The following is a 21,365-nucleotide window of genomic DNA, read 5'->3' on the forward strand; positions in this document are numbered from 1 at the left end:
GACGCGTTCCCGTGACGGGCGGGAATGCTGATGCATGTGGGTACGTGGGGGCCAGTGGGCACCGAGTTACTCAGATGGCGAACCTTCCGTGGCGTAGCTTGCGAGCAGGGCGATGCAGCGTTCCCGCAGGAAGGCACTCAGCGCTTTGATGGCGGGTGTCAGTTGCGCACGGTGGGCGCAAATCAAATGCAGTGGGGCAGGCTCGCCATATTCCTGCGGAAAGATCTCGACCAAGCGTCCGGCCTTCAAATCGTGGATGAGATCCAATCGCGATTTATAGATCAGACCTTCGCCGGCGACCGCCCAGCGGCGCACCGCATCGGCATCGTCGCTCACGCGATTTCCTGTGACTGCCACGGTGCGCTCGCCGCCGGGCAGGGTAAAGCGCCAGCGTTCATGGACTTGCTCGCTCCAGATATACCGAAGGCAGTTGTGTCGCCGCAGGTCATCGACCTTGGCCGGTGCGCCGTGTTGTTCGATGTACGACGGCGCTGCGCACAAGGCACGCCGGTTGTTGTCGAGCAACTTGATGGCCAGAAGAGATGAATCCGGCAGCGCCCCGTAGCGCACGGCAAAGTCCAGCGGCTGGCGGATGAGGTCGGCCGCCCGGTCGCTCAATTTCAGGTGCACCGATACACCGGGGTGCTGGTGCTGAAAAGCGTCGAGCCACGGCAGCAGCAGGTTTCTCCCGAAATCGGACGGCGCAGAGAGCCGCAGCGGGCCGGACAGTGTTTCCCGGCCACCGGCCAGCGCCTGTTCGCCTTGCTCCCGCGCGCCCAGCATGACGCGCGCATGCGGCAGGTAGCGCTCTCCAGCCTCGGACAGTTGCATGCTGCGCGTGGACCGTGTGAACAGCCGCGCGTCCAGCGCTTTCTCCAGCCGCTGCACGGAGGCACTTGCCTGCCCAGGCGCGATGTTCAATTGGCGTGCCGCCTCCGAGAAGCTGCCGGCGTCGGCCGTGTGCACGAAGATTTGCACGTCATCGAGGCGGATGATTTTCATTGAAATGCCGAAAGTGTTTGGGCGTACCGCCCGTTTATCCGCATATCGCTGAAAGATAGCATGGCCCTCATTCACTCTCTGGAGAACGTGCATGAAAGCCATCGGTTTCTATCAGAACCACCCCATCAGCCATCCGCAGGCACTGCAAGACATCGAGCTGCCGACGCCTGAACTTCGCGACCACGACGTGCTGGTGGAAGTCAAAGCGGTGTCCGTCAACCCGGTCGATACCAAAATCCGGCGGGGCGGCGACATTCCGGAGGGGCAGGCGCGCATTGCCGGGTGGGACGCAGCGGGCATCGTCCGCGCGACCGGCCCGTTGGCCACGCGCTTCAAGCCGGGTGACCGTGTCTGGTACGCCGGCGACATTACGCGGCCCGGCACCAACAGTGAACTGCATGCCGTGGACGAACGCATCGTCGGGCCCATGCCGGCATCGCTGGATTTTGCGCAGGCCGCGTCGCTGCCGCTGACGGCAATCACTGCGTGGGAATTGCTGTTTGATCGTCTGCGCGTGCAGGCGGCCGATCCGACCGAGAACAACGTGCTGCTGGTCACCGGAGCAGCGGGCGGCGTCGGCTCCATCCTGACCCAGCTGGCGCGCGCGCTGACGGGGATGACCGTGATCGGCACGGCGTCGCGGCCGGAAACCCGTGAATGGGTGCTGGCGCATGGCGCACACCACGTCATCGATCACCGTCAACCGTGGGCGCCCCAGTTGGCAGCGCTTGGCATTGAACACGTCACGCATGTGGCTGGGCTGAACCAAAGCGCCGCACACGTGCCGCAGATCGCCGCTGTGCTGCGCCCAGAGGGGCAATTCGCCCTCATCGACGACCCGGTGGACCTGAACATCGGCCCGTTCAAGGGGAAGTCCATTTCGATTCATTGGGAACTGATGTTCACCCGCGCCATGTTCACCACCGACACCATTGCCCGACAACACGCGTTGCTGCGCCGTGTGGCCGAGCTGGTCGATCGCGGAGACATCAAGCACACCCTGACGCACCGCATTGATGGCATCAACGCCGCGAGCTTGATCGAGGCGCATGCGCTGGTCGAAGCCGGCAACATGATCGGCAAGGTCGTCGTCGCGAATCCCTGAAATTCCTGAACCATATTTGTAAGGAGCCTCACCATGACATCACCTATCGTCACCACGGCAACGATCAGCCTGGAAGCCGCGCAAGCCTTGCTGGCGGAGGCGCGCCGCGCCTGTGCCGCGCGCGGGTTTGCCGCCACCATTGCCATTACCGATGCAGGCGGACACCTGCGCGCGTTCGAGCGTGCGGATGCCGCGCCTTTCCTGACCGTTGACGTCGCCATCAACAAGGCATGGACGGCAGCCTCGTTTGGCATGTCCACGCATCAATGGAACCAGTACATGGCCGAGCCCGCTGTGGCCCCGCTGGCGCACCATCCGCGCCTGATGCCGGTGGGCGGCGGCGTGCCGATTTTTCACGAAGGGCGTCTGGTGGGTGGCATCGGTATCTCTGGGGGCACCTCTGCCCAGGACCACGAGGCCGCCGAGGAGGCATTGCGGCAAGCAGGGTTTCTGTCTTGAGCTGTGAGCCCGCCAGTTTTGCGCGGGTTATCGGTTGGAGCGTCGTTGGCGCGGAGAACCCAAGACGCCGGATGCGAACTGGGAAGATGCCCTCATCGCCAGCCCCGTCGTCGGGCCCGCCACTTCGTGTGACGACGAGACAGCGGACGTCCAGTCAACACGCACGAAGGTCGTCCGCTCGGCGATTCACCGAGGTCACACCGCTGGCACCGGGTCACACGAAAGCCAACTCCGGGTCAGGCGCGATTGCGTTTGGCACGCCGCTACTGGGCTTGCAAGAACGCAGCAACCGCTTTCGCCTGGTCGTCCGTCAGCGTGTGTGCAACGGCGCTCATCACGGGAGCGTTGGCGCGCGTGCCGTTCTTGAACACGGAAATCTGCCGTAAGAGATAGGCGTCATGCTGGCCCGCCAGCCTCGGGAAGGTTCCGTTGCCCTGTGCTTGAGCCCCATGACAGGACGCGCACGCCGGTACGCCTTCCGCAGGCAGACCGTGCTCGAAAATCTCTTTACCACGCGCCATCAGTGCCGGGTCACCCGCAGGGCCGGCAGGGGCAGGCTGCCGCGCATAGTATTCGGCCAGAGACGCAATGGTTGTGTCGTCGAGCTGCGATGCAATACCCCACATAAAGGCCTGTGCATCGGTCTCACCGCGGCCACGGTTGCGGAAGCCTTTCAACTGCGCTTCCAGGTACTGCGGCACCTGCGCATCCAGGCGCGGGAACATCGGTGCTTCGCTCTTGCCGTGCGCACCGTGGCACGAAGAACACAGCTGCGCGGCAAGCCTCTCACCATCTTGCGCACCCACCATGTCCGACCAGCCGATCATCGCCAGCGCAGCCAACCCGGCCAGCCAGATTCGCCTGGGCTGATGGAATCCATTCATGGCCTTATCCCCCTCGCATCGTCGCGCGTGACCTACGGCTAGAACATGAACCAGCCCAGCAGGTAAATCGTGTTGTTGTCGACCGCATTTCTGCCGTTGCCGTCGTAATTGGTATGGGCGCCGTTGAACTTCAGGAACCACGTGTACTGCAACGCGAGCCTGATCTGCGGATGCGGTAAATAGTCCAACTCCAGGATCACGCCTTGGGTGTCTGGTCGCCCGTTGGCGCTGCCCGTCACAGGCGCTGGGGCGTAAAGGCCGGGGTCTGCGTTGCCGGTTGTTGAAAAGTACGCGACCGACCCCCCGTACTTGCGCTGGTAGTAGTACGACGCCTTGGCTTTGAAGGTGTCGAGATGATCGGTTGGGTTGGCCGGAGTGGGGCCCGCGCCGATGCCACCACTCGGGAAGCTGGCGCGCCAGTTCTGTTGCTCGTGTATCCATGCCGTCTGTGCCGTGAACGCATGGGTCATGGTCAAGTACTGATACTGCGCGTCGAGCGCATAGTCTCGGAAGCGATCGGTTGGTGTGCCCGGCATGGTGTTGTCGGGATACCGGTTGGCCAGCAACCCGAACGTGCCAAACATGACCGAATGGGAGCCCCACTCCTGGTTGTATGCCAGCCGCCAGTAGGGATTCGCGCCGCTCAAACGTGCCACGCCGCCCGGGGTTGCGGTGTCCTGCCCTGCACGGAACACGGAGAAGGCCTGATCGGCAGTTCGGTAGGCGCCCAGTTCTGCATAGACATGGCGCTGCCAGAACGCGTATGCGCTTGCGCCGACCACCTGCTGCGCCAAGCCGCCGTCGATGAGGGTGCCCGCCAATGGGGGCACGCCGATGCTGGGAGCGGCATACGGATACCCGAATGCCGGACTGCTGTTCCAAACGTCGGACACCGTTGGGTTGTTGTTGACCGTGACGCCGTAGATGAACTCGACGTCCTCACGCGTCAGGTGCCATGCGGCGCGTATATCGGTGTTGTCCAGTGCGCTGTGGTGGGCAATGCCGTCGTACGTCCACTGAGCAAAGGCACCCACGGGGCCCGCGATGCGTCCGGCGTAGAACAGGCTGACCTGCTGCGGCACGGTGTCCCCGTTGCGCACGAAGTCGAAGTTGTCCTGATCGATGGTCCGCGTGTTGGTGCGCGAAATCTGCACCATGCCCGAGAGCGGAATCGTCTTGTTGTTCGCCAGCGTGTAGCCAGTCATCTTGAAGAACCGGCCGAACGGGGTCAGTTCAGGAAAGCTGACATGGCAAGCCATGCACGCCATCCCGGTCTGACGCGCGAAAGCCGGTACCGCACCGGCTTGCCCGGGCCACGCCATCAGGCTGCCCATCAACAGCCCCGCGAGCGCATAGAGCGCAGCAATAAAACGTCGCATGGTGCTCCTCCCCAAATTCTTTTTCGGTTTTTTCACCAGCACGCTTAACCATGAAAGGCGCCTCGGCCGAAACTGTCAAACCTTCCACCGCGATCAGCCTGATACGGATCAACATTTAGCAGCGCCGCGAAGAAAGGAGGGCATGCAAAGAAAGGCGAGGTTTCCTGTCGCGACGCCTGTTGTACGTTTGCGCGCTGTGCATCGAAGAGCGGCGAGCCAGAGACTGCCGATTACGGGCGTTCGTCGCCCGAACGTGGGCGCCAATGTTCGGCGTCGATCCTGTCAGGCTGCACTGACAGCGCTTGCGGCATTTACCTACAGAACGAAAGGCACGCCCGGACAACACAATGAGCGTCCCCTGATAGCGGGAGTCGGGCGTCCCGCCGATACTCAAGTCAGTGACATCCGGCTCTCGATAAAGGTCATGGTCATGGACGACTATTGCACGCTGTGCGGACGACGCGGGCATTCTGCGTCGCACTGTCCATGGGGTTCGTATATGCGAATCCGTCGCTGTTCTCCGGCCCCGTTGAAGCGCGACCGCTCGTATGTCGCGGCCTTGATCACAGAACGACGCGCGCCGACGGTGCGCACCATGACTCTCACTCCTGCTTACGCGCTTTGATGCCGGGTCGCGTCGGTCGCATCATCACGCGATTGGCGGAAAAGCCCGAGTTACACTGCCGCGCCCAAGAAGCAGAAAGAGGACACACCACGGTCTGTTCTGTTGGCGGATGACGCCTACTAGCCCGGCGGCAAATCGAGTTCAATCGCTCTTCGCGGAATCGAAATCTGGATGCGGTACCCGCCCTGCGCAAGGGGCCCCGCTGCGAACGTTCCGCCCAGGCGCCGCACGCGTTCACGGATGCCTGCGATGCCCGATGACGGCGGCTGCCCGGCTGCAGGTTCGGCCGAGCGCGTTACGACGGCACCGTTGTTGCGAATCGTCAGCTCGCAATTCGACGGGTCGCATCGGAGATCGATCACCACTTCCGTTGCCGACGGTGCATGTCGGGCAACATTGGTCAGACCTTCTTGCACGATCCTGAACAGCGCAGTGGAGGCGGTGTCATTGAACGCCACCGTATGCGTGTTGCAGTTCAGCACGACCCGCAGTCCGGTATGTCGGCTGAAATCGGTGACGAGCCAGTCGAGTGCGGGTAGCAGCCCCAGGTCGTCGAGCATTGTCGGCCGCAGGCCGGCGGCAAGACGCCGGACCGACGCCAGCGCGTGGTCGACGGCATGGCTCATCGTCTGTGTTCTTTCGCGCGCATATGCCTGGGCTTCTGGCGTTGTGCTGTCTTCGGCAAGCAGGCCGGTGATGATCATCTTCAACGCAGTCAATTGCTGCCCCAGGTCATCATGAAGCTCGCGCGCAATACGCTTCTTTTCTTCTTCACGCGTGGCCTCGACGCGGGATGCCAGTTCACTCGCGTACTCCAGTTGCTTGAGTCGCTCGCGTTCGGTCAGGTCCCGGGTGACTTTGGCAAAGCCGATCAGGTCGCCGTCATCATCGTGCAGGGCGGTGATCACCACGTTGGCCCAGAAACGCGAGCCGCCTTTGCGTATGCGCCACCCCTCGTCTTCCCAGCGGCCAAGCGCGCGGGCGCGCCGGAGTTCTTCGTTCGGATAGTCCTGCGCAATTGCGTCGGCAGGATAGAAGACCGAGAAGTGCTGGCCGATGATTTCGTTGGCGTGATAGCCCTTGATGCGTTCGGCACCGGCATTCCAACTGGCAATGTGACCTGTGGGATCCAGCAGGAAAATTGCATAGTCCTGTATCGCGTCGACCAGGGTGCGATAACGCTCCTCCACGGGCACGCGAGCGATGGCTGCATCGCTTCCCAGTCTTCGCAATCTGTCTGCGTTGGTATCCATGCCAGGCCCTCATCGCAGCGGGTTCAGGCGCCAAAGGCAAGCCTGGGGGACATTGCAGCCCGTGCATGTGCTTAAGAATATGCCCCCGATCGACAGCAAGCAAAGCGCGCCTGGCCGATGCGACGATGCGCCAGATGTGCTGCTTGGCCAAGCTTCGATGCCCGCGCATGGGAGGCTGTTCAGCGGCTTGCGCCGCTGAAGATGGGTCGCCGCTGTCGACCAAGCCCCCTCAAACCTGAGCCATCCCGCCGTCGACGAACAACTCGATGCCGTTGATAAAGCTGGCAGCATCGGAGGCAAGAAAGGCGACGGCCTTGCCCACTTCCGACGGCTCCCCCAGACGACCCAGCGGCACCTGGGCGGCGAGGAAGTCGAACAGGCCCTGGCGCGTTTCATCGGATGCCAGCCCGCCCAGGCCCGGCGTGCGAATGGGGCCGGGGCTCACGACATTCACGCGAATACCGCGATCCTTCAGATCCATCACCCAGGATCGGGCGAAATTGCGCACCGCCGCCTTGCTGGCGCTGTAGACGCTGAAGTTGGCCGTGCCTTGAACAGAGACCGTGGACGACGTCAGGATGATCGATGCGCCGTCGGTCAGCAGCGGCAGCGCTTTCTGCACCGTGAACAGCACGCCGCGCACATTGGTGCCGAAGATCCGGTCGAAATGTTCTTCGGTGATGGCGCCCAGGGGCATCATGTCGCCGCCGCCGGCATTGGCGAACAGAATGTCCAGCTTGCCGGCCACCTTGGCAATCTGGGCATAGACGGCGTCGAGGTCGGATAGCACCGACGCATCGGCCCGCAATGCGGTCGTCCCGGGGCCGATCTCTGCGACGGCGGCATCCAGTTCAGCCTGACGACGTCCGGTGATAAACACCCGCGCGCCCTGGGCTGCGAGTTCCTTGGCGGCGCCAAGGCCGATGCCGCTGCTACCCCCCGTGACGAGGGCGATCTTGCCTTCGAGTTGCTTGTTCATGATGTGCTCCATGTCGTGATTTCAGGTTTGGATGCATGACCTCGCGGCGGGATACGTCTTGCTCTGTGTTGCCCCGTCGCGTTGGGCATGGAGGCACTGTAGGGCGCTCTCAGTTTCTGAAAAAGCTTGGCAAATGGAATTACTATCCACCACCATAGATAATTCAGGGCTGCGAGGGCGGCAGGAACATTCGAATGGATCAACTACTGGCAATGCGCTCCTTTGCGCGGGTGGTGGAGGCGGGCAGCTTCACGCGGGCGGCGGATTCGCTGGACATGCCCATTGCCACGGTCAGCAAGCAGGTGCAGGAGTTGGAAGCCCATCTGGGTGTACGCCTGCTGCAGCGGACGACGCGGCGCGTCACGGTGACACCGGAAGGTCAGGAGTACTACGCCAAGAGCACGCGAATCCTGCGCGACCTGGAAGACATCGACGCCTCGTTCAGCCTCGCACGCGGGCGGCCGCGGGGGGCTTTGCGCATCGATGTCGGTGGCTCGACAGCGCGCGATGTGCTCATTCCTCTGCTGCCCGAGTTCGTTGCCCACTACCCCGAGATCAGGATCGACCTGGGCGTGTCAGACCGCTCGGTGGATCTGATTGCGGACAACGTCGACTGTGTCATTCGTGGTGGCCCCCTGGACAACTCGTCCCTGGTCGCACGTCGCCTGGGCGACGCACCGCTGATCACGTGCGCCACCCCGGGATACCTCAAGCAGTTCGGCACGCCGGCCTACCCTGAAGAATTGAAGAATGGCCACCGGCTGGTGAGCTACGTGTTCAGCCAGACAGGCCGAGCGGTTCCATTCCGCTTCGAGCGCGACGGCGAAAAGACCGAGATCAAGGTCGAGCAGCGCTTCGGCGTCAACGAGAGCAATGCCCACCTGGCCGCCTGTCTGGCGGGCCTGGGGATCGTGCAGACCTTTGGCTATGCGGCCGAAGCCGCGATCAACGACGGTTCTCTGGTGGAAATCCTGAAGCCGTGGCGGCCGGCGCCTTACCCGTTCCACGTCGTCTATCCGCAGGCGCGCCATGTCACGCATCGCCTGAGAGTCTTCATTGATTGGCTGGTGGAGGCTTTCCCGGCGCGGCTTGAGCGGGGCCGCTGACGTCACCCGCTGCATTGGCGGGAGTGTCGCTGTGGATATGTGGATAAGGACGTGAAGAACTTCAGGGACAACTGTGTTGGTTGTCCGGGGTCAGGTTGTCCACAGCACAGGAATAACTTTGGCGTAGGTCGACAGGGTGGTGCACGCTCTGCACGAGTCATCCACGCAACGGCACATGCTGTCCGATGGGTTGTGCACGTTGCAAATCGTTGACGCGAAAGTGTTTTCTGCAGCTATCCACAGAAACGCTCCACCGTTATCTACTACTACTATTTTTATATACAAAAGAAATAAAGAAGACAGCAAAGACGGGCGAGACAAACGCTCTGCGGTGCTTGATCGTTTGACGTGCGTTACGTGAGCGCAGCCGGCACGCGCTGCGCGCTCATCACCAGATTGCGTCCGGCTGCCTTGGCCCGGTACAGCGCGGCATCGGCGGTTTCGACCAGCGTGTCGATGGAGAGGGCGCCCGCGCCCGGCACGGAGGTGGCGCAACCGGCGCTGACGGTCACATAGCGCGACGGCGCGGTGGCTTCGATGCGCAGGCGCAGCACGGCTTCACGCGCGCGTTCGGCCAGCGCCTGGGCCTCGTCGGCATCGGTGTCGGGCAGGACGACGATGAATTCCTCGCCGCCGTAGCGGGCGATGAAGTCTGCCGGGCGGAGCACCGCGCCGGCCAGTGCGTGGGCCACGGCTGCAAGGCAGGCATCGCCCTTGAGGTGGCCGAAGGCGTCGTTGTAGCGCTTGAAGTGGTCGACATCGACCATCACCAGCGAGAGCGGCTGCCCGCTGCGCTGGGCAGCGCTGATCTGCATGCCGATCTGCTCGTTGAAGTAGGTGCGGTTGTACAGGCCGGTCAACGCATCGCGCACGGATGCCTGCCGCAGCGACACATGCGCCTCGAACAGCCGCCGGTACAGCGCCGTCACTTCCCACACCAGCACGCAGACCAGGACGCCGGGCGCGAACATGCTGAACAGGCGTGCCACGTACCAGCCCACGGTAAAGCGGTCGGTGCTCAGCAGGTTGAGGGTGGTGTCGGTCAGGCAGGCCAGTGCGGCAATCGCCAGCCACACGTCGAGCACCGCGCGCAGGCGGCCGCTGGCCACCACCGTGAGCACGGCAATGGCGTTGATGGCCCACAGGACGACCGCGACCGGGTTGTCGCCATTGGTGGCGTGCAGCGGCGGCGGCAGCTTGGTCAGCACGGCAAAGCTGCACAGCAGCACAGCCACCACCACCGGCCCGCCGATCAGCAGCCAGGCCCACCGGCCGACGCGCCCGGCAGCAATGGCCTTGCGCGAGAACCGGTCGCGCATGAGCACCGCCAGGATCACGAACAGCGGAAAGCCGCCGTGCCAGAACACCCACATCCACGCAGCACTGGTGGGGCTGGCGCCAAACAGGCCCGTGGGCGAGAACACGCCGGGGAACATCAGCAACTGCAACGCCACGGCCAGCGCGGTAAAGGCATAGGCACCGCCCAGTGCGCCCAGCATGGGCTGCCGCGTGACGGTGAACTGCGCGCCGAGCAGAAATGCGGCGATGCTCGCCGTGGTGAACACCGTCAAGGCGCACATTGGCATGAACGGGTTGATCGGCGGCCATGGCTGGCCTGCGCGCGGTGCGGCCACGGCCAGCGTCAACAGGATCAGCAACGCAATCGCGCCGGCAAACATCGCTTGCCGGTGTGTGGCCCGCTGAATCAGAAAACTTTCCATCCGCCCCCCGCGGTTCGAGAGTGTGCGCGCCCGACCTGCTCGCGTGTCGGTGTGCCTACATGATAGGCAGCGGCCAGCGGTGGGAAAAGCCTAGGCAGTGATCGGGGCATGGCTACGACTGGCCTAAGTCTGGCGGGCTAGCCTTCTTGTCCACAGGCTTGCTCCAAGGGAATTGAAGGGAATGTTCCGTAGTGTGGGCCGGGCATCTCACCGTTGTTGAATCACTCGGGCCCCTTGGCCAACGCTGTATGGAATCACTCAATCACACGCTGTTTCTTTGGATCAATGCGCCGGCCGACGCTTCGGCCACCACCGTCTGGCTGGCGATGGCCTTTGCCGAATACGCCATCTGGCTGGTGCCGCTCACGCTCGTGGCCGGCTGGCTATGGGGCGAGCCGACCACGCGCCGCCAGGCGTTGCAGACGGGCGTGGCCGCGGCGCTGGCGTTGCTGATCAATGTCGGCTTTGGCCTGGCGTGGTATCACCCGCGGCCGTTTGCGATTGAACTGGGCACCAATCTGCTGCCGCACGCGCCGGATTCGTCGTTCCCGAGCGACCACCTGACCGCGCTGTGGACCGTGGCGTTCAGCCTGATGTGGAACGCACGTCTGCGCCGCGTGGGGGTGTTGCTGGCGCTACTGGGCTTGCCGATGGCGTGGGCGCGCATTTATCTGGGGGTGCACTATCCGTTCGACATGCTGGGCGCGGCGGCTGTGTCGGCCCTGAGCGCATGGCTGTGCAGCGGGCGCGTGGCGCATACGCTGTCGGAGCCGCTGCACCGCTTGGGGCTGGCATTGCATCGCATCGTGCTGGCACCCTGCGTGCGGCGCGGCTGGGTGCGCAAGTAAGCCCGGCATAAAAGCTCCGTTTAAGCGTGCCGGCGCCACGCGCGCCAGAACAGCACGAAGGCGAGCACCGTCGCGCCCACGTTGTAGAGCGTGGCCAGCGCGAATGCGTGGCCGTAGTGGGCAGCGTGCGTGGCGGCGTTCGCGGCAACCGTGCCGTCCGTGCCATCCACTTGGCCGAGCAGCGAGAACAGCAGCACGCCCACCACCGTCACGCCCACCGCGTTGCCGACGGCCTGCATGGTCGTCACCGTGCCGGCGCCCATGCCGGCCTGGGCGGTTTCCACGCCGCTGAGAATGGTGTTGAGCGACAGCGGAATCACCATGCCTTGCCCAAAGCCGTTGAGCATCAGCGGCAGGATCAGCCAGGCCGTGCCTGCGCCCAGCTGCGCCATGCCAGCCAGCACCACCATGCCCACGGCGAAGATCGCCACGCCCAGCAGCAAGGCACGCTGCCCGATGCGTTCAGCCAGGCGGGGCGCTGTCAGCGAGCCCGTAAAGAACGCCATGGCCGCCGGTGTGAACACCAGCCCCGCTGCCAACGCCGACAAGCCGCGCCCGAACTGCAGCAAGATCGTCAGCGCCAGGAAGTACGAGCTGATGGCCGTGTAGAACAGGAAGATGGCCAGCACGCCCAGCACAAAGCTGCGGTTGCGGAACAGCGCCATTTCGATGATGGGGACGCGGCCCGCTGCCGACAGTGCCCGTTCCACCCGCACAAAGTGGCGGAACACCAGCAGCGACGCCAGCGGCACTGCCCACGACCACCACGGCCAGCCGGACTCGCGGCCCTGCATGATCGGCACCAGCAGCATCGCCAGTGCCACCGCGCCAGCCACAGCGCCATGCACGTCCAACCGCGCTGCCACCGGCGCCCGCGATTCCGCCACGAAGGTGCGCGCTGCCAGGAGCGCGGCAATGCCGATCGGCACATTCACCAGAAACACCGCGCGCCAGCCCGACACGTCGGCCGCCAGCGGATGCGCAATCAACCAGCCGCCGATGATCTGCGAGACGGATGCGGCCACGCCCTGCACCGCGCCCATGGTGCCGAATGCACGGCGCCGTGCATCGCCGTCAAACAGCACACGCAGCGACGCCATCACCTGCGGCATCAGAATGGCCGCCCCCAAGCCCTGGCCGACACGCATGGCGATGAGCATCCACGGCGTGGTCGCCAGCCCGCAGAGTGCGGATGCGAGCGTGAACAGCGCCATGCCGGCCAGGAACATGCGCTTGCGCCCGAACAGGTCGCCCAGGCGCGCGCCGTTGAGCAGGAACACCGCATAGGCCGCGCTGTACCCGACCATCACGAGCTGAATTTCGGCAAAACTGGCGTGCAGACCGGCACGGATGTCCGGAATCGCCACATTGACGATGAACAGGTCGAGAATGGTGACGAAGTTGCCGGTCAGCAGCGCCGCCAGCGCGGGCCAGTGCCGTTTTGCAGCCAATTTTGCGGCCGAGCTGGCAACGCCACCGGCAGGAAGGGATTCCGTTGACATGGGGGATCTCGGGTTATTAATATACGGTCGTACGTATACTAGAGAGCGATCGACCTACGTCAAGCGCCGATTGCGTTGACCCCACTCGTCGATAGGGCATTGCCATGAACGAAACCGACGGCCGCCGCCAGCGTGGTGAACGTGCGCGCGCACAGGTGCTGGAGCACGCCACCGCCATCGCCTCCACCGATGGGCTGGAGGGCCTGACCATCGGCCGCGTGGCCACCGACGCGGGCGTGGGCAAGGGCAACATCCAGGTGCTCTTCGGCGACAAGGAAACGCTGCAGCTCGCCACGCTGGACGCGGGCGTCGTGCAATACCGCGAGCGGGTGGTCGAGCCAGCGCTGGCGCTGGAAAGCCCGCTTGCCCGCCTGCGTGCGCTGACCGAGGGCTGGTTCGACTACGTGGCCGGCGGGGCGTCGCCGGGCGGGTGTTTTGTCTGTGCGGCCAGCTACGAATACCGCGCGCGCCCGGGCGTCATCCAGGATCGCGTGCGCGCACATCGCGAGTCGGTGCGCGCACGCTTTCGCGAGACGATTACCGCAGCACAGGCCGCCGGTGAATTGCGCGCCGATGTCGACGTCGACCAGCTCGTCTTCGAAATCGAATCGTTCCGCTCCAACGCCAACGTGGCGTTTTTGATGGACGACATGGCGGTGTTCGAGCGCGCGCGCCGCAGCACGCAGGCGCGCATCGATGCGGCCGTCGCCTGAGCGGATTCCCCAGCGCTCGCCGCGCGCAAGCAACGTCCGCGCGGCGGGGCTGTCTTCCCTCGCGCCACGTTTGGTTACACTTGTGCGCAGTTGCACAAAGACACCAAACGAAAGAGTCCCGGGGGAAAAGGGTATGACGAGCCGAACGATTGCTGCGGCCATTGGAATCGGGGGCGCACTGTGGCTGACCGGCTGCGCGGCGCCTTATACGGAGCCGCCTGCCGGTGCCAACACCGCCACGGTGGATTTCATCCGCCCGCTGGCCAGCACCAACGCCACCATTCTCACGTTTGACGACGCCAAGCATTGCGGCAACCCGCGCACCGCGCTCAAGCCGGCCGATGCGACGCGGCCAATCCGCGTGCTGGCCGGTGTGCCGACCGCGCTCGGCGCCAGCTTCATCCGCACCGCGGGCACGCTCATTTACCGCTGCGGTGTATCGGCGACGTTCGTGCCACAGGCAGGCAAGCAGTACAAGATGACGGCCAGCTACCCGACCAACGCTCATGTGTGCCGCGCCGGCGTGGTCGAGTCTGACGACGGCCGGTCGTGGCACGCCATCAACGCGCGCTACCGTACCTATCGGATCAACCCGTCCTGGGGCACGGGAAGCTGCCCCGACCTGACGGACGCGGACGTCGCCTTCCTGCGCGACAAGACGCGTTCCGAAGACGGCTCCACTACGCTGAGCGACCTTTCCGACCTGCTGACGCCGCAATGACCCGCCGCACCGCCCTCATGATCCGCACGTTGCTAGCCACTGCATCGGCACTGGCCGCCTTGCCGGCTGCTGCGCTGGAGCCGGCCGAAGTGTTCGCCAAGGTCGCGCCCAGCATCTGGGAAGTGCGCGTGTCCAACGCCGCCGGCCAGCCGCTGGCCATCGGCAGCGCCGTGGTGATCGGCGACGGGCTGGCCGTGACCAACTGCCACGTGCTGCGCGGCGGCAAGCAGGTCAGCCTCAAGCGCGGCAACGCCAGCTTTGGCGCGCGCCTGCTGTATCCCGACGTACAGCGCGACCTGTGCCAGCTGCGCGTTGCCGATTTCCACTACCCCGCTGTCACCATCGTCCCGAGCAGCATGCTGGTGACGGGGCAGAAGGTCTACGCGATCGGCAATCCGCTGGGGTTTGACCTGACGATCAGCGAGGGGTTGATCTCGTCGCTGCGGCACGACGACAGCGGCCAGCTCAAGGCCATCCAGACTTCGGCTGCGATCTCGCAGGGCTCTAGTGGCGGCGGCCTGTTCGACAGCAACGCGCGGCTGGTCGGCATCACGTCGCGCATGGTGTCCGCCGTCTACGGGCAGAACCTGAACTTTGCCGCGCCGGCCGAGTGGATCAACGATGTGCCCGCACGCGCGCAAAAGGCGCTGGCCGAGCGTGCCGCTGCCGCGTCGGCGGTGGTGGCGAACACGACGACTGCAACGGCAACCGTGGCCGCGGGTGCGCCGGAGCCGCGCAAGCCCGGTGAACTGGGCCCGAAGTCGCAAGCCGCGTTTGGTGTGTATTTGCGCAAGCCGTGGCCGAAAATCTTCGTGGCTGCCGACGGCGATCAATTCGTCTACGAGTGGGGCCAGAACGCTGAATTCCGCGCGGTGTCGTCGTGCAAGGAGCACTATCAAAACTGTTCGATCTATGCCCGCGACGACACGGTTGTCGAGGCCAAATAAAGACCCTCGCAACGCTCGGCATCCATTCAGCGCGGTTCAGGTCAGGTCGTGAAGACATTAATATGTGACCCGTTTGGCCGTGCGATGCGCATGCAAGCGCGCCTGTGCAGTCACTCAAAACAAGCCGAGAGGAACCTGCCAACATGAATTGGACCGCGACCCGACCGATCCGCGTGGTCGTGCTCGATGACCATGCGGTCGTCCGCCATGGTCTGGCTGCGCGCCTGAAGCAGGAGGCCGACATCGAGGTCTGCGGCATGTTCGCGTCGGGCCGCGAAATCGTGCGGGCACTCAAGGACAACACCCTCGAGGTGGATGTCCTGCTGATGGATTACTCGCTGGGGCCCACAGAGATCGACGGGCTGAACCTGATCCGCCTGATTCGCGTGCGCTATCCGGAGTTGAAGATCCTGGTGGCTTCGGCGCATCACAACAAGGCGACGGTTGGCATGGTCATGCATGCCGGCGCACGCGGGTTTGTCGGCAAGGAAGAGGAGCTTTCGGAACTGGTGCGCGCCATCCGCACCGTGGCTGCGGGCGGCAAGCGCCTGAATGCTGCGCTGGCTGCCGAGATGGAGCGCGATGCCCTCTCTGCCGATGCGCCCGCGCCCACCGCCAATGGCACCAACAAGCTCTCTGCCCTGCTAGACCGCTCCGAACTCAGTCCGCGTGAGCGCGAAGTGCTGCGCTGCTGCCTCGACGGCATGTCGGTCACGGACGTTGCCGAGAAGTTCGCGCGCAGCATCAAGACCATCAGCTCGCAAAAGCAGTCCGCCTATCGCAAGCTGGGTATCCGCACCGATACCGAGCTGTTCAAGATCAAGCACGAGCTTGAGGGGCAGTGAGCGCTGAGCGGTGCGCGCGTGCCCTGCATGCCGGCAGCACCGCCGGCCGAGACTGCCTAACTGCGAACGCCTGAACCGGTCAGGCGTTATGCAGCACGCGCAGCAGCAGGTTCTCCAACTGCTTGACCTCGCTCTGCGAAAACCCGCGCAGCAGGTGGTTCAGCACGTCGATGATCAGCGGCCGGATTTCCGGATACAGCGCGCGGCCTTGCTCGGTGAGCGAGACCACCACCGAGCGGCGATCCGCATCACTGGGCGCGCGCTTGACGATGTTCTTCTTCTCCAGCCGATCGATCAGCCGCGTCATCGCGCCCGGATCGTAGTGCAGCAGCCGCGAGAGTTCGGCCGGCGTGGTGGCCAGGTCTTCGGCCAGGTAGATGACGACCGTCCACTGCGCGGCGGTCAGGTCCAGCGATGCCAGGGCACTGTCGATGTGCGTCACCAACGCGTGTCGGACCCGATGCACGAGCCGACCGATGTTGGTATCGCGGTCCATGGTGTCAAGCTGGTAGGCGCCTTCACTGGTGCTGGTGTCGGCCGCCTCAGGTGTTTGTACGTCGATGCTCATGGTGGTGCTCCCCGTTCTGCCGGTGATCCGGCTTGTAAGGCGCGCCGCATTCCCGTAACGCTGGCGTGCTTCATTGCACACTAATCGTCGCTTGCCCAGGCCGTCAAGCCGGGATCGACACCAACGCTGATCGTCAAATCTCGTTGGATATCGCTGCAAAACGATTGCGGCTGCCAAGAGGCGGGGTGGTTCGTATCATGGTTGAAACGTTGCCTCCGCACCATGTGGTGCGCCGTGCTCGTCCTCCTCCATATTCCTTTTTCGAACGCCATGAACCTCCACCTTCAGAACAAGCTCGCTCTCGTGAGCGGCTCCACCAAGGGCATCGGTCATGCCATTGCTGTAGCACTGGCCGCCGAAGGCGCCCGCGTGATCGTCAACGGCCGCACCGAAGCGTCGGTAGACGACGCGATTGCACGCCTGCGCACCGAGGTGCCCGACGCCCAGGTTGAGGGCTTTGCCGGTGATCTGTCCAACCCGATCCAGGTCGACGCGTTGCTTGGTCGCTTTCCCAAGGTCGACATCCTCATCAACAACCTGGGCATCTTCGACCCCAAGCCGTTCGAGGAAATCGATGACGCCGAGTGGCTGCACTTCTTCAACGTGAACGTGTTGAGCGGCGCACGTCTGTCCCGCAAGTACCTGCCCGGCATGCGTGCGCAGAACTGGGGCCGCATCGTGTTCATCAGCAGCGAGAGCGGCGTGCAGATCCCTGTGGAGATGATCCACTACGGTGTAACGAAGACCGCGCTGCTGGGCCTTTCGCGTGGGTTGGCCGAGTTGACCGCGGGCACGGCCATCACCGTGAACGCCGTGCTGCCGGGGCCGACGCGTTCCGAAGGCGTGGATGCGTTTGTCGAGAAGCTCTCCGGCGGCCAGAGTTTCGAAGCGTTCGAGAAGACCTTCTTCGAGACGGCGCGGCCGACCTCGCTCATCAAGCGCTTTGCCAGCACGCAGGAGGTGGCCAACCTGGTTGCCTATGTGGCGAGCCCGCTGTCGTCGGCCACGACCGGCGCTGCGCTGCGTGTGGACGGCGGGGTCGTGAAGTCGGCGTTCTAGAACGTCAGCCCTGACGAATGCACCATTCCGGCGCGCGGCCCCGGCTTTTACGCTGGCCTTGTCGCTGGTGCATGCCGGCGGGACAAGCCGGCAGCGCGTCTGTTCGCCCGTATCGTTGAGAACGCAGGCCAGCCAGACCGAGTGTGTCCTCGCCCGTGCGTTGGCGGCATTCCTTCCACATCTTCGGAGTGATTGCCATGTCCAACTGCAAAGTCTACGGAACCAAACCGGATAACGGCCCCGGCCAACTGGCGGCCCAGGCCGCCCGCGACCGCGTCAACCAGGCACACGCCGCCTGGGCGGTCACGCTGGCTTACAACAGCGGCACCACAACGGCTGTCTACACCTCCGCGGTCGCCAGCGCCGATGACCTGGAAAAGGCGTTCGAGGCTGAATTCCCGCAGTACACGGTGGTCGGTTACTGAGCCACGTCCCCGCCATGTGCCCCCAGGCATCCTGGTGGGCACGCCCCGGCCCCAAACATTGCAACGGACGGCTGCCGACACGGGGACACCCGGCAACGGCCCGACCTGCAACCGTGACGTCTGGAATCACAGACGCCATGTCTGGTTTGCCAGACAAAGCAGGTTGTAAAACGTTTGCGCTCAAGCTTTTCCCGGTTGATCCGTTGTTAACCCGACTGACGACCCCCAGGAAAAAAAGCATGAGAGCGTCTGCGCCCCTTTCTGAAGTTTCACAACCTCCGACGAGCCTCGGTACGCGGCTGGCCATGATTGGCCTGATCGCCCTGGTGCTGGTGTTCGGCATGTTTGCACTGGCGAACTCGCAATCGAGCCTGCGCATGCTGGAGGCCAATACGCAATCGGCCATGCATAACCAGGAGGCCGCCATGCGCGACATGATCGGCCTGTTCGACGGCTCCATGCGCACCGAGGCCGACCGCTTCCTCACCGCCTTTGCCGACGCCGCGCCCGGCCCCTACAGCGTGGACCCGGCGCAGATCGTGCAAGTGGCCGGCAAGCCCACGCCCACCTTCAAGAGCGGCGACACGGTGCTGAACCTCAACTTCACCGTGCCGGACAAGTTTTTCGCGCGCACCGGCGGCACGATCGCCACCGTGTTCGCCCGCACCGGTGACGACTTCGTGCGTGTGACCACCTCGCTCAAGAAGGAAAACGGCGAACGCGCGATCGGCACGCTGCTCGATCGCGCCCACCCGAGCTACAAGGCGCTGATGGCCGGCGAGCCGTTCCGCGGCCTGGCGTGGCTGTTTGGCGTGCCCTACATGAGCAAGTACGAACCCGTGCGCGATGCGTCGGGCAAGGTGATCGGCGCGCTGTACGTGGGTGTGGACGTGCGCTCGGAACTGGCGCTGCTCAAGGACAAGATCCGCTCACACGGCATCGGCCAGACGGGCGGCTATTTCGTCATCGACGGCAAGCCCGGCGCGGACCAGGGCAAGGTTCTGATCGACCACGCGCAAGACCGTGAAGGCAAGAACCTGCTCGACGCCAAAGACGCCGGCGGCCAAGCCTGGGTGCGCGAGATGATCGCCCGCAAGGACGGCACGCTGCGTCATACGCTGGCCGACACGGAAGGCGGCACCGCGCGTGAGCGCCTGACCGTCTTCACGCACTACCCGGATTGGCAGCTGGTGATTGCCGGCACGGCCTACGTGGATGAACTCGACGCCGATCTGGTTGCCGCCCGCAACCGCTTCCTGCTGCTGGGTCTAGCACTCGGCGCGCTGCTGGCCGGCGGGCTGTACTGGATGCTGCGCCGTGCCGTGAGCGCGCCGCTGGCGGAGGTGGTGAACGTTGCCCAGCGCGTGGCCGCAGGTGATCTCACGCACCGCCTGCCCACCACCCGACGCGATGAAATCGGCCAGGTGATGCGCGCCGTGAATGGCGTCGGCGACGGCCTCTCGGGCATCGTCGACAAGGTCCGCGCCAGCGCCTCCACCATTGCGTCGAGCACCGGCCAGATCGCGGCGGGCAACGCGGATCTTTCCGCACGCACCGAAGCGCAGGCCGGTAACCTGGAGCGCACCGCATCGAGCATCGAACAACTGGCCGCCACCGTGCGCCAGAACGCCGAGAGCGCTCACCACGCGCACGACATGGTGCAATCCGCCAGCGAGGCGGCCAACGCCGGCGGGCAGACTGTCGAGCGGCTGGTCGGCACCATGTCGGGCATCCACGCCACGGCGCAGAAGATCGCCGACATCACCGGCATCATCGACGGCATCGCGTTCCAGACCAACATCCTGGCGCTGAACGCCGCCGTTGAAGCCGCACGCGCGGGCGAACAGGGCCGCGGCTTCGCCGTCGTGGCCGGCGAAGTGCGCAGCCTCGCCCAGCGTAGCGCGGCCGCCGCCAAGGAGATCAAGGAATTGATCAATCGCTCGGTCGAGGAGGTGCAGGCCGGCAACGAGGCCGCACGCGGTGCCGGTGATGCCATGGAGGACATCGTGACGCGCGTGGAACGCATCGCCGGTCTGATGGGTGAGATCAGCCACGCCTCGCGCGAGCAGTCGCAAGGCATTGAAGAGGTCAACCACGCGGTCACGTCGATGGACGAGGTGACGCAGCAGAATGCCGCGCTGGTCGAAGAAGCGGCGGCCGCCGCCGAAAGCCTGCGCCAACAAGCCCAGGAACTGCACGGCGCGGTAGGCGTGTTCCGGCTCGCCTGAGCCGGCAAGATGTCATGAATTGATGGCGTGGCGTTGCAATCGGTACAAGGTTTGGCGTGCAATCGTGCAAACCTGTACCGAGCGGAACCTGATCCGCACGGCGGACTCGCAATATGTCCCCCGCTCAGGCACCGCCCCCATGTCCCCCGCAGATCCAGCCTTCCATTCTGTCGTCGCGATTGACGACCACCCGATCGTTCTCGAATCCATTCAGGCGCTGCTCGCTGGCTCGCCGCGTTTGCAGCTTGTTGCCACGGCGGCCGATGGCGCGCAGGGGCTGCAGCTGATCCGCTCGGCGCGCCCGAAGCTCGCCATCGTTGATATCAATCTGCCGAGCCTGGACGGCCTGGAACTCGTGCGCCGCGTGCGCGCACAGCGCCACGACATCGGCCTGGTCGTCACGTCTGCCCAGACCACCGGCAACGAGGCACGGCTCGCATTCCTGGCCGGCGCCAACGCCTACGTGCCGAAATCGGAAGCGACATCCGTGCTGACGGCGGCACTGTTGCTGGCGGCACGCGGCTACCTCTCGTTTCCGGCCTCCGCGATGGGGCCGTCGGAAGGTGCTGGCGTTGCCACGCTCACCCAGCGTGAAATGCGTGTGAACCAACTGCTGGCCGAAGGCCACCGGAACACCGAGATCGCCAAGCGCCTCGGGATCTCACCCAAGACGGTGTCCACCTTCAAGCATCGCATCTCCAGGAAGATCGGCGCCCCGGCAGACTGATCGGCGCAGGTCACGGGCAAAAAAAGAGACCGCTTTTTAGGGCGGTCTCTTAAAGTCGATATGAAGCTGTGAAACTGTCATTCAAGCTTCGGGCCGAATAATAATCGAAAAGCAACGCGTGCCAATACTTTAATTTCTATCATCGCTTGGATGATTTTGTAAGTTAAATGGATTACGCCGTGTAAGGCGTTGGATTTCCTTCTTGTAAGCCGTTCTTACGCCCATCTAGATGTTGGTGCAAGGCATTGATTGATATGATGAATTTCGCC

General features: G+C 64.2%; 20 protein-coding genes. 12 read left to right on the forward strand and 8 right to left on the reverse strand.

Features of this window, described 5'->3' with window-relative positions; translation table 11 throughout:
• Positions 1-66 precede the first annotated feature (66 nt).
• A complete protein-coding gene (locus R2N16_RS13515; RefSeq protein WP_316666335.1) occupies positions 67-996 on the reverse strand; it encodes a LysR family transcriptional regulator in 930 nt (309 codons plus the stop codon).
• A 97-nt stretch (positions 997-1,093) separates the two neighbouring features.
• On the opposite strand from R2N16_RS13515, the gene R2N16_RS13520 reads away from it, so the two are divergent.
• Both R2N16_RS13520 and R2N16_RS13525 read left to right on the forward strand, forming a co-directional pair.
• On the forward strand, positions 1,094-2,107 hold the full coding sequence (locus tag R2N16_RS13520) for a zinc-binding alcohol dehydrogenase family protein (protein ID WP_316666249.1): 1,014 nt from the start codon (positions 1,094-1,096) through the stop codon (positions 2,105-2,107).
• Between the two features lie 33 nt (positions 2,108-2,140).
• The gene (locus R2N16_RS13525; RefSeq protein ID WP_316666250.1) at positions 2,141-2,566 is read left to right on the forward strand and encodes a GlcG/HbpS family heme-binding protein; all 426 of its coding nucleotides are present in this window, start codon (positions 2,141-2,143) and stop codon (positions 2,564-2,566) included.
• A gap of 263 nt (positions 2,567-2,829) precedes the next feature.
• Here R2N16_RS13525 and R2N16_RS13530 read toward each other — a convergent pair whose 3' ends face one another.
• The 4 genes from R2N16_RS13530 to R2N16_RS13545 all read right to left on the reverse strand — a co-directional run bounded on the left by R2N16_RS13530 (position 2,830) and on the right by R2N16_RS13545 (position 7,686).
• On the reverse strand, positions 2,830-3,450 hold the full coding sequence (locus R2N16_RS13530) for a c-type cytochrome (RefSeq protein WP_316666251.1): 621 nt from the start codon (positions 3,448-3,450) through the stop codon (positions 2,830-2,832).
• Positions 3,451-3,488: 38 nt separating this feature from the next.
• Positions 3,489-4,829, reverse strand: a complete 1,341-nt coding sequence (locus R2N16_RS13535) for a cytochrome C (RefSeq protein ID WP_316666252.1) — start codon at positions 4,827-4,829, stop codon at positions 3,489-3,491.
• A 744-nt stretch (positions 4,830-5,573) separates the two neighbouring features.
• Positions 5,574-6,707 carry a PAS domain-containing sensor histidine kinase gene (locus R2N16_RS13540; protein ID WP_316666253.1) on the reverse strand — a complete coding sequence of 378 codons (1,134 nt, stop codon included), beginning with the start codon at positions 6,705-6,707 and terminating at the stop codon, positions 5,574-5,576.
• 229 nt (positions 6,708-6,936) lie between these two features.
• Positions 6,937-7,686: an SDR family oxidoreductase gene (locus R2N16_RS13545; RefSeq protein ID WP_316666254.1), complete on the reverse strand. Its 750-nt coding sequence runs from the start codon at positions 7,684-7,686 to the stop codon at positions 6,937-6,939.
• A gap of 194 nt (positions 7,687-7,880) precedes the next feature.
• Between R2N16_RS13545 and R2N16_RS13550 the strand changes: the two genes are divergently transcribed.
• Positions 7,881-8,792, forward strand: coding sequence for a LysR family transcriptional regulator (locus tag R2N16_RS13550; RefSeq protein ID WP_316666255.1), 912 nt, complete (start codon positions 7,881-7,883; stop codon positions 8,790-8,792).
• Positions 8,793-9,145: 353 nt separating this feature from the next.
• On the opposite strand, the gene R2N16_RS13555 is transcribed toward R2N16_RS13550, so the two are convergent.
• A complete protein-coding gene (locus R2N16_RS13555) occupies positions 9,146-10,513 on the reverse strand; it encodes a sensor domain-containing diguanylate cyclase (RefSeq protein ID WP_316666256.1) in 1,368 nt (455 codons plus the stop codon).
• Between the two features lie 248 nt (positions 10,514-10,761).
• Between R2N16_RS13555 and R2N16_RS13560 the strand changes: the two genes are divergently transcribed.
• Entirely contained in the window at positions 10,762-11,361 is a 600-nt protein-coding gene (locus tag R2N16_RS13560) for an undecaprenyl-diphosphatase (RefSeq protein ID WP_316666257.1), read from the forward strand.
• Between the two features lie 20 nt (positions 11,362-11,381).
• Here the strand turns inward: R2N16_RS13560 and R2N16_RS13565 are convergent, their stop codons facing one another.
• Positions 11,382-12,863 carry an MFS transporter gene (locus R2N16_RS13565; RefSeq protein WP_316666258.1) on the reverse strand — a complete coding sequence of 494 codons (1,482 nt, stop codon included), beginning with the start codon at positions 12,861-12,863 and terminating at the stop codon, positions 11,382-11,384.
• 104 nt (positions 12,864-12,967) lie between these two features.
• Here R2N16_RS13565 and R2N16_RS13570 point away from each other — a divergent pair, with 104 nt between their 5' ends.
• The 4 genes from R2N16_RS13570 to R2N16_RS13585 all read left to right on the forward strand — a co-directional run bounded on the left by R2N16_RS13570 (position 12,968) and on the right by R2N16_RS13585 (position 16,089).
• Complete coding sequence (locus tag R2N16_RS13570; protein ID WP_316666259.1) at positions 12,968-13,576, forward strand: TetR/AcrR family transcriptional regulator; 609 nt, start codon at positions 12,968-12,970, stop codon at positions 13,574-13,576.
• A 133-nt stretch (positions 13,577-13,709) separates the two neighbouring features.
• Positions 13,710-14,297, forward strand: coding sequence for a hypothetical protein (locus R2N16_RS13575; protein WP_316666260.1), 588 nt, complete (start codon positions 13,710-13,712; stop codon positions 14,295-14,297).
• On the forward strand, positions 14,294-15,244 hold the full coding sequence (locus R2N16_RS13580; protein WP_428984128.1) for a S1C family serine protease: 951 nt from the start codon (positions 14,294-14,296) through the stop codon (positions 15,242-15,244). Before R2N16_RS13575 ends, R2N16_RS13580 begins: the two co-directional genes overlap by 4 nt.
• Before the next feature lie 143 nt (positions 15,245-15,387).
• Positions 15,388-16,089: a response regulator gene (locus tag R2N16_RS13585; protein WP_316666261.1), complete on the forward strand. Its 702-nt coding sequence runs from the start codon at positions 15,388-15,390 to the stop codon at positions 16,087-16,089.
• 79 nt (positions 16,090-16,168) lie between these two features.
• On the opposite strand, the gene R2N16_RS13590 is transcribed toward R2N16_RS13585, so the two are convergent.
• Entirely contained in the window at positions 16,169-16,657 is a 489-nt protein-coding gene (locus tag R2N16_RS13590) for a MarR family winged helix-turn-helix transcriptional regulator (protein WP_316666262.1), read from the reverse strand.
• A gap of 270 nt (positions 16,658-16,927) precedes the next feature.
• Here R2N16_RS13590 and R2N16_RS13595 point away from each other — a divergent pair, with 270 nt between their 5' ends.
• The 4 genes from R2N16_RS13595 (at position 16,928) to R2N16_RS13610 (ending at position 21,096) form a co-directional block, all read left to right on the forward strand.
• Positions 16,928-17,716 carry an SDR family NAD(P)-dependent oxidoreductase gene (locus R2N16_RS13595; protein ID WP_316666263.1) on the forward strand — a complete coding sequence of 263 codons (789 nt, stop codon included), beginning with the start codon at positions 16,928-16,930 and terminating at the stop codon, positions 17,714-17,716.
• A 197-nt stretch (positions 17,717-17,913) separates the two neighbouring features.
• Positions 17,914-18,141: a hypothetical protein gene (locus tag R2N16_RS13600; protein WP_316666264.1), complete on the forward strand. Its 228-nt coding sequence runs from the start codon at positions 17,914-17,916 to the stop codon at positions 18,139-18,141.
• 239 nt (positions 18,142-18,380) lie between these two features.
• A complete protein-coding gene (locus tag R2N16_RS13605; RefSeq protein WP_316666265.1) occupies positions 18,381-20,369 on the forward strand; it encodes a methyl-accepting chemotaxis protein in 1,989 nt (662 codons plus the stop codon).
• A gap of 139 nt (positions 20,370-20,508) precedes the next feature.
• A complete protein-coding gene (locus R2N16_RS13610; protein ID WP_316666267.1) occupies positions 20,509-21,096 on the forward strand; it encodes a response regulator in 588 nt (195 codons plus the stop codon).
• Positions 21,097-21,365: the final 269 nt, after the last annotated feature.

Origin of the sequence: Ralstonia psammae (genome assembly GCF_958405935.1) — a bacterium.
GTDB lineage: Bacteria > Pseudomonadota > Gammaproteobacteria > Burkholderiales > Burkholderiaceae > Ralstonia > Ralstonia psammae.

Coding starts and splice junctions, on each gene's coding strand:
- R2N16_RS13520 (WP_316666249.1), top strand. CDS start 1,094: ATGAAAGCCATCGGTTTCTATCAGAACCACCCCATCAGCCATCCGCAG.
- R2N16_RS13525 (WP_316666250.1), top strand. CDS start 2,141: ATGACATCACCTATCGTCACCACGGCAACGATCAGCCTGGAAGCCGCG.
- R2N16_RS13530 (WP_316666251.1), bottom strand. CDS start 3,450: ATGAATGGATTCCATCAGCCCAGGCGAATCTGGCTGGCCGGGTTGGCT.
- R2N16_RS13535 (WP_316666252.1), bottom strand. CDS start 4,829: ATGCGACGTTTTATTGCTGCGCTCTATGCGCTCGCGGGGCTGTTGATG.
- R2N16_RS13540 (WP_316666253.1), bottom strand. CDS start 6,707: ATGGATACCAACGCAGACAGATTGCGAAGACTGGGAAGCGATGCAGCC.
- R2N16_RS13545 (WP_316666254.1), bottom strand. CDS start 7,686: ATGAACAAGCAACTCGAAGGCAAGATCGCCCTCGTCACGGGGGGTAGC.
- R2N16_RS13550 (WP_316666255.1), top strand. CDS start 7,881: ATGGATCAACTACTGGCAATGCGCTCCTTTGCGCGGGTGGTGGAGGCG.
- R2N16_RS13555 (WP_316666256.1), bottom strand. CDS start 10,513: ATGGAAAGTTTTCTGATTCAGCGGGCCACACACCGGCAAGCGATGTTT.
- R2N16_RS13560 (WP_316666257.1), top strand. CDS start 10,762: ATGGAATCACTCAATCACACGCTGTTTCTTTGGATCAATGCGCCGGCC.
- R2N16_RS13565 (WP_316666258.1), bottom strand. CDS start 12,863: ATGTCAACGGAATCCCTTCCTGCCGGTGGCGTTGCCAGCTCGGCCGCA.
- R2N16_RS13570 (WP_316666259.1), top strand. CDS start 12,968: ATGAACGAAACCGACGGCCGCCGCCAGCGTGGTGAACGTGCGCGCGCA.
- R2N16_RS13575 (WP_316666260.1), top strand. CDS start 13,710: ATGACGAGCCGAACGATTGCTGCGGCCATTGGAATCGGGGGCGCACTG.
- R2N16_RS13580 (WP_428984128.1), top strand. CDS start 14,294: ATGACCCGCCGCACCGCCCTCATGATCCGCACGTTGCTAGCCACTGCA.
- R2N16_RS13585 (WP_316666261.1), top strand. CDS start 15,388: ATGAATTGGACCGCGACCCGACCGATCCGCGTGGTCGTGCTCGATGAC.
- R2N16_RS13590 (WP_316666262.1), bottom strand. CDS start 16,657: ATGAGCATCGACGTACAAACACCTGAGGCGGCCGACACCAGCACCAGT.
- R2N16_RS13595 (WP_316666263.1), top strand. CDS start 16,928: ATGAACCTCCACCTTCAGAACAAGCTCGCTCTCGTGAGCGGCTCCACC.
- R2N16_RS13600 (WP_316666264.1), top strand. CDS start 17,914: ATGTCCAACTGCAAAGTCTACGGAACCAAACCGGATAACGGCCCCGGC.
- R2N16_RS13605 (WP_316666265.1), top strand. CDS start 18,381: ATGAGAGCGTCTGCGCCCCTTTCTGAAGTTTCACAACCTCCGACGAGC.
- R2N16_RS13610 (WP_316666267.1), top strand. CDS start 20,509: ATGTCCCCCGCAGATCCAGCCTTCCATTCTGTCGTCGCGATTGACGAC.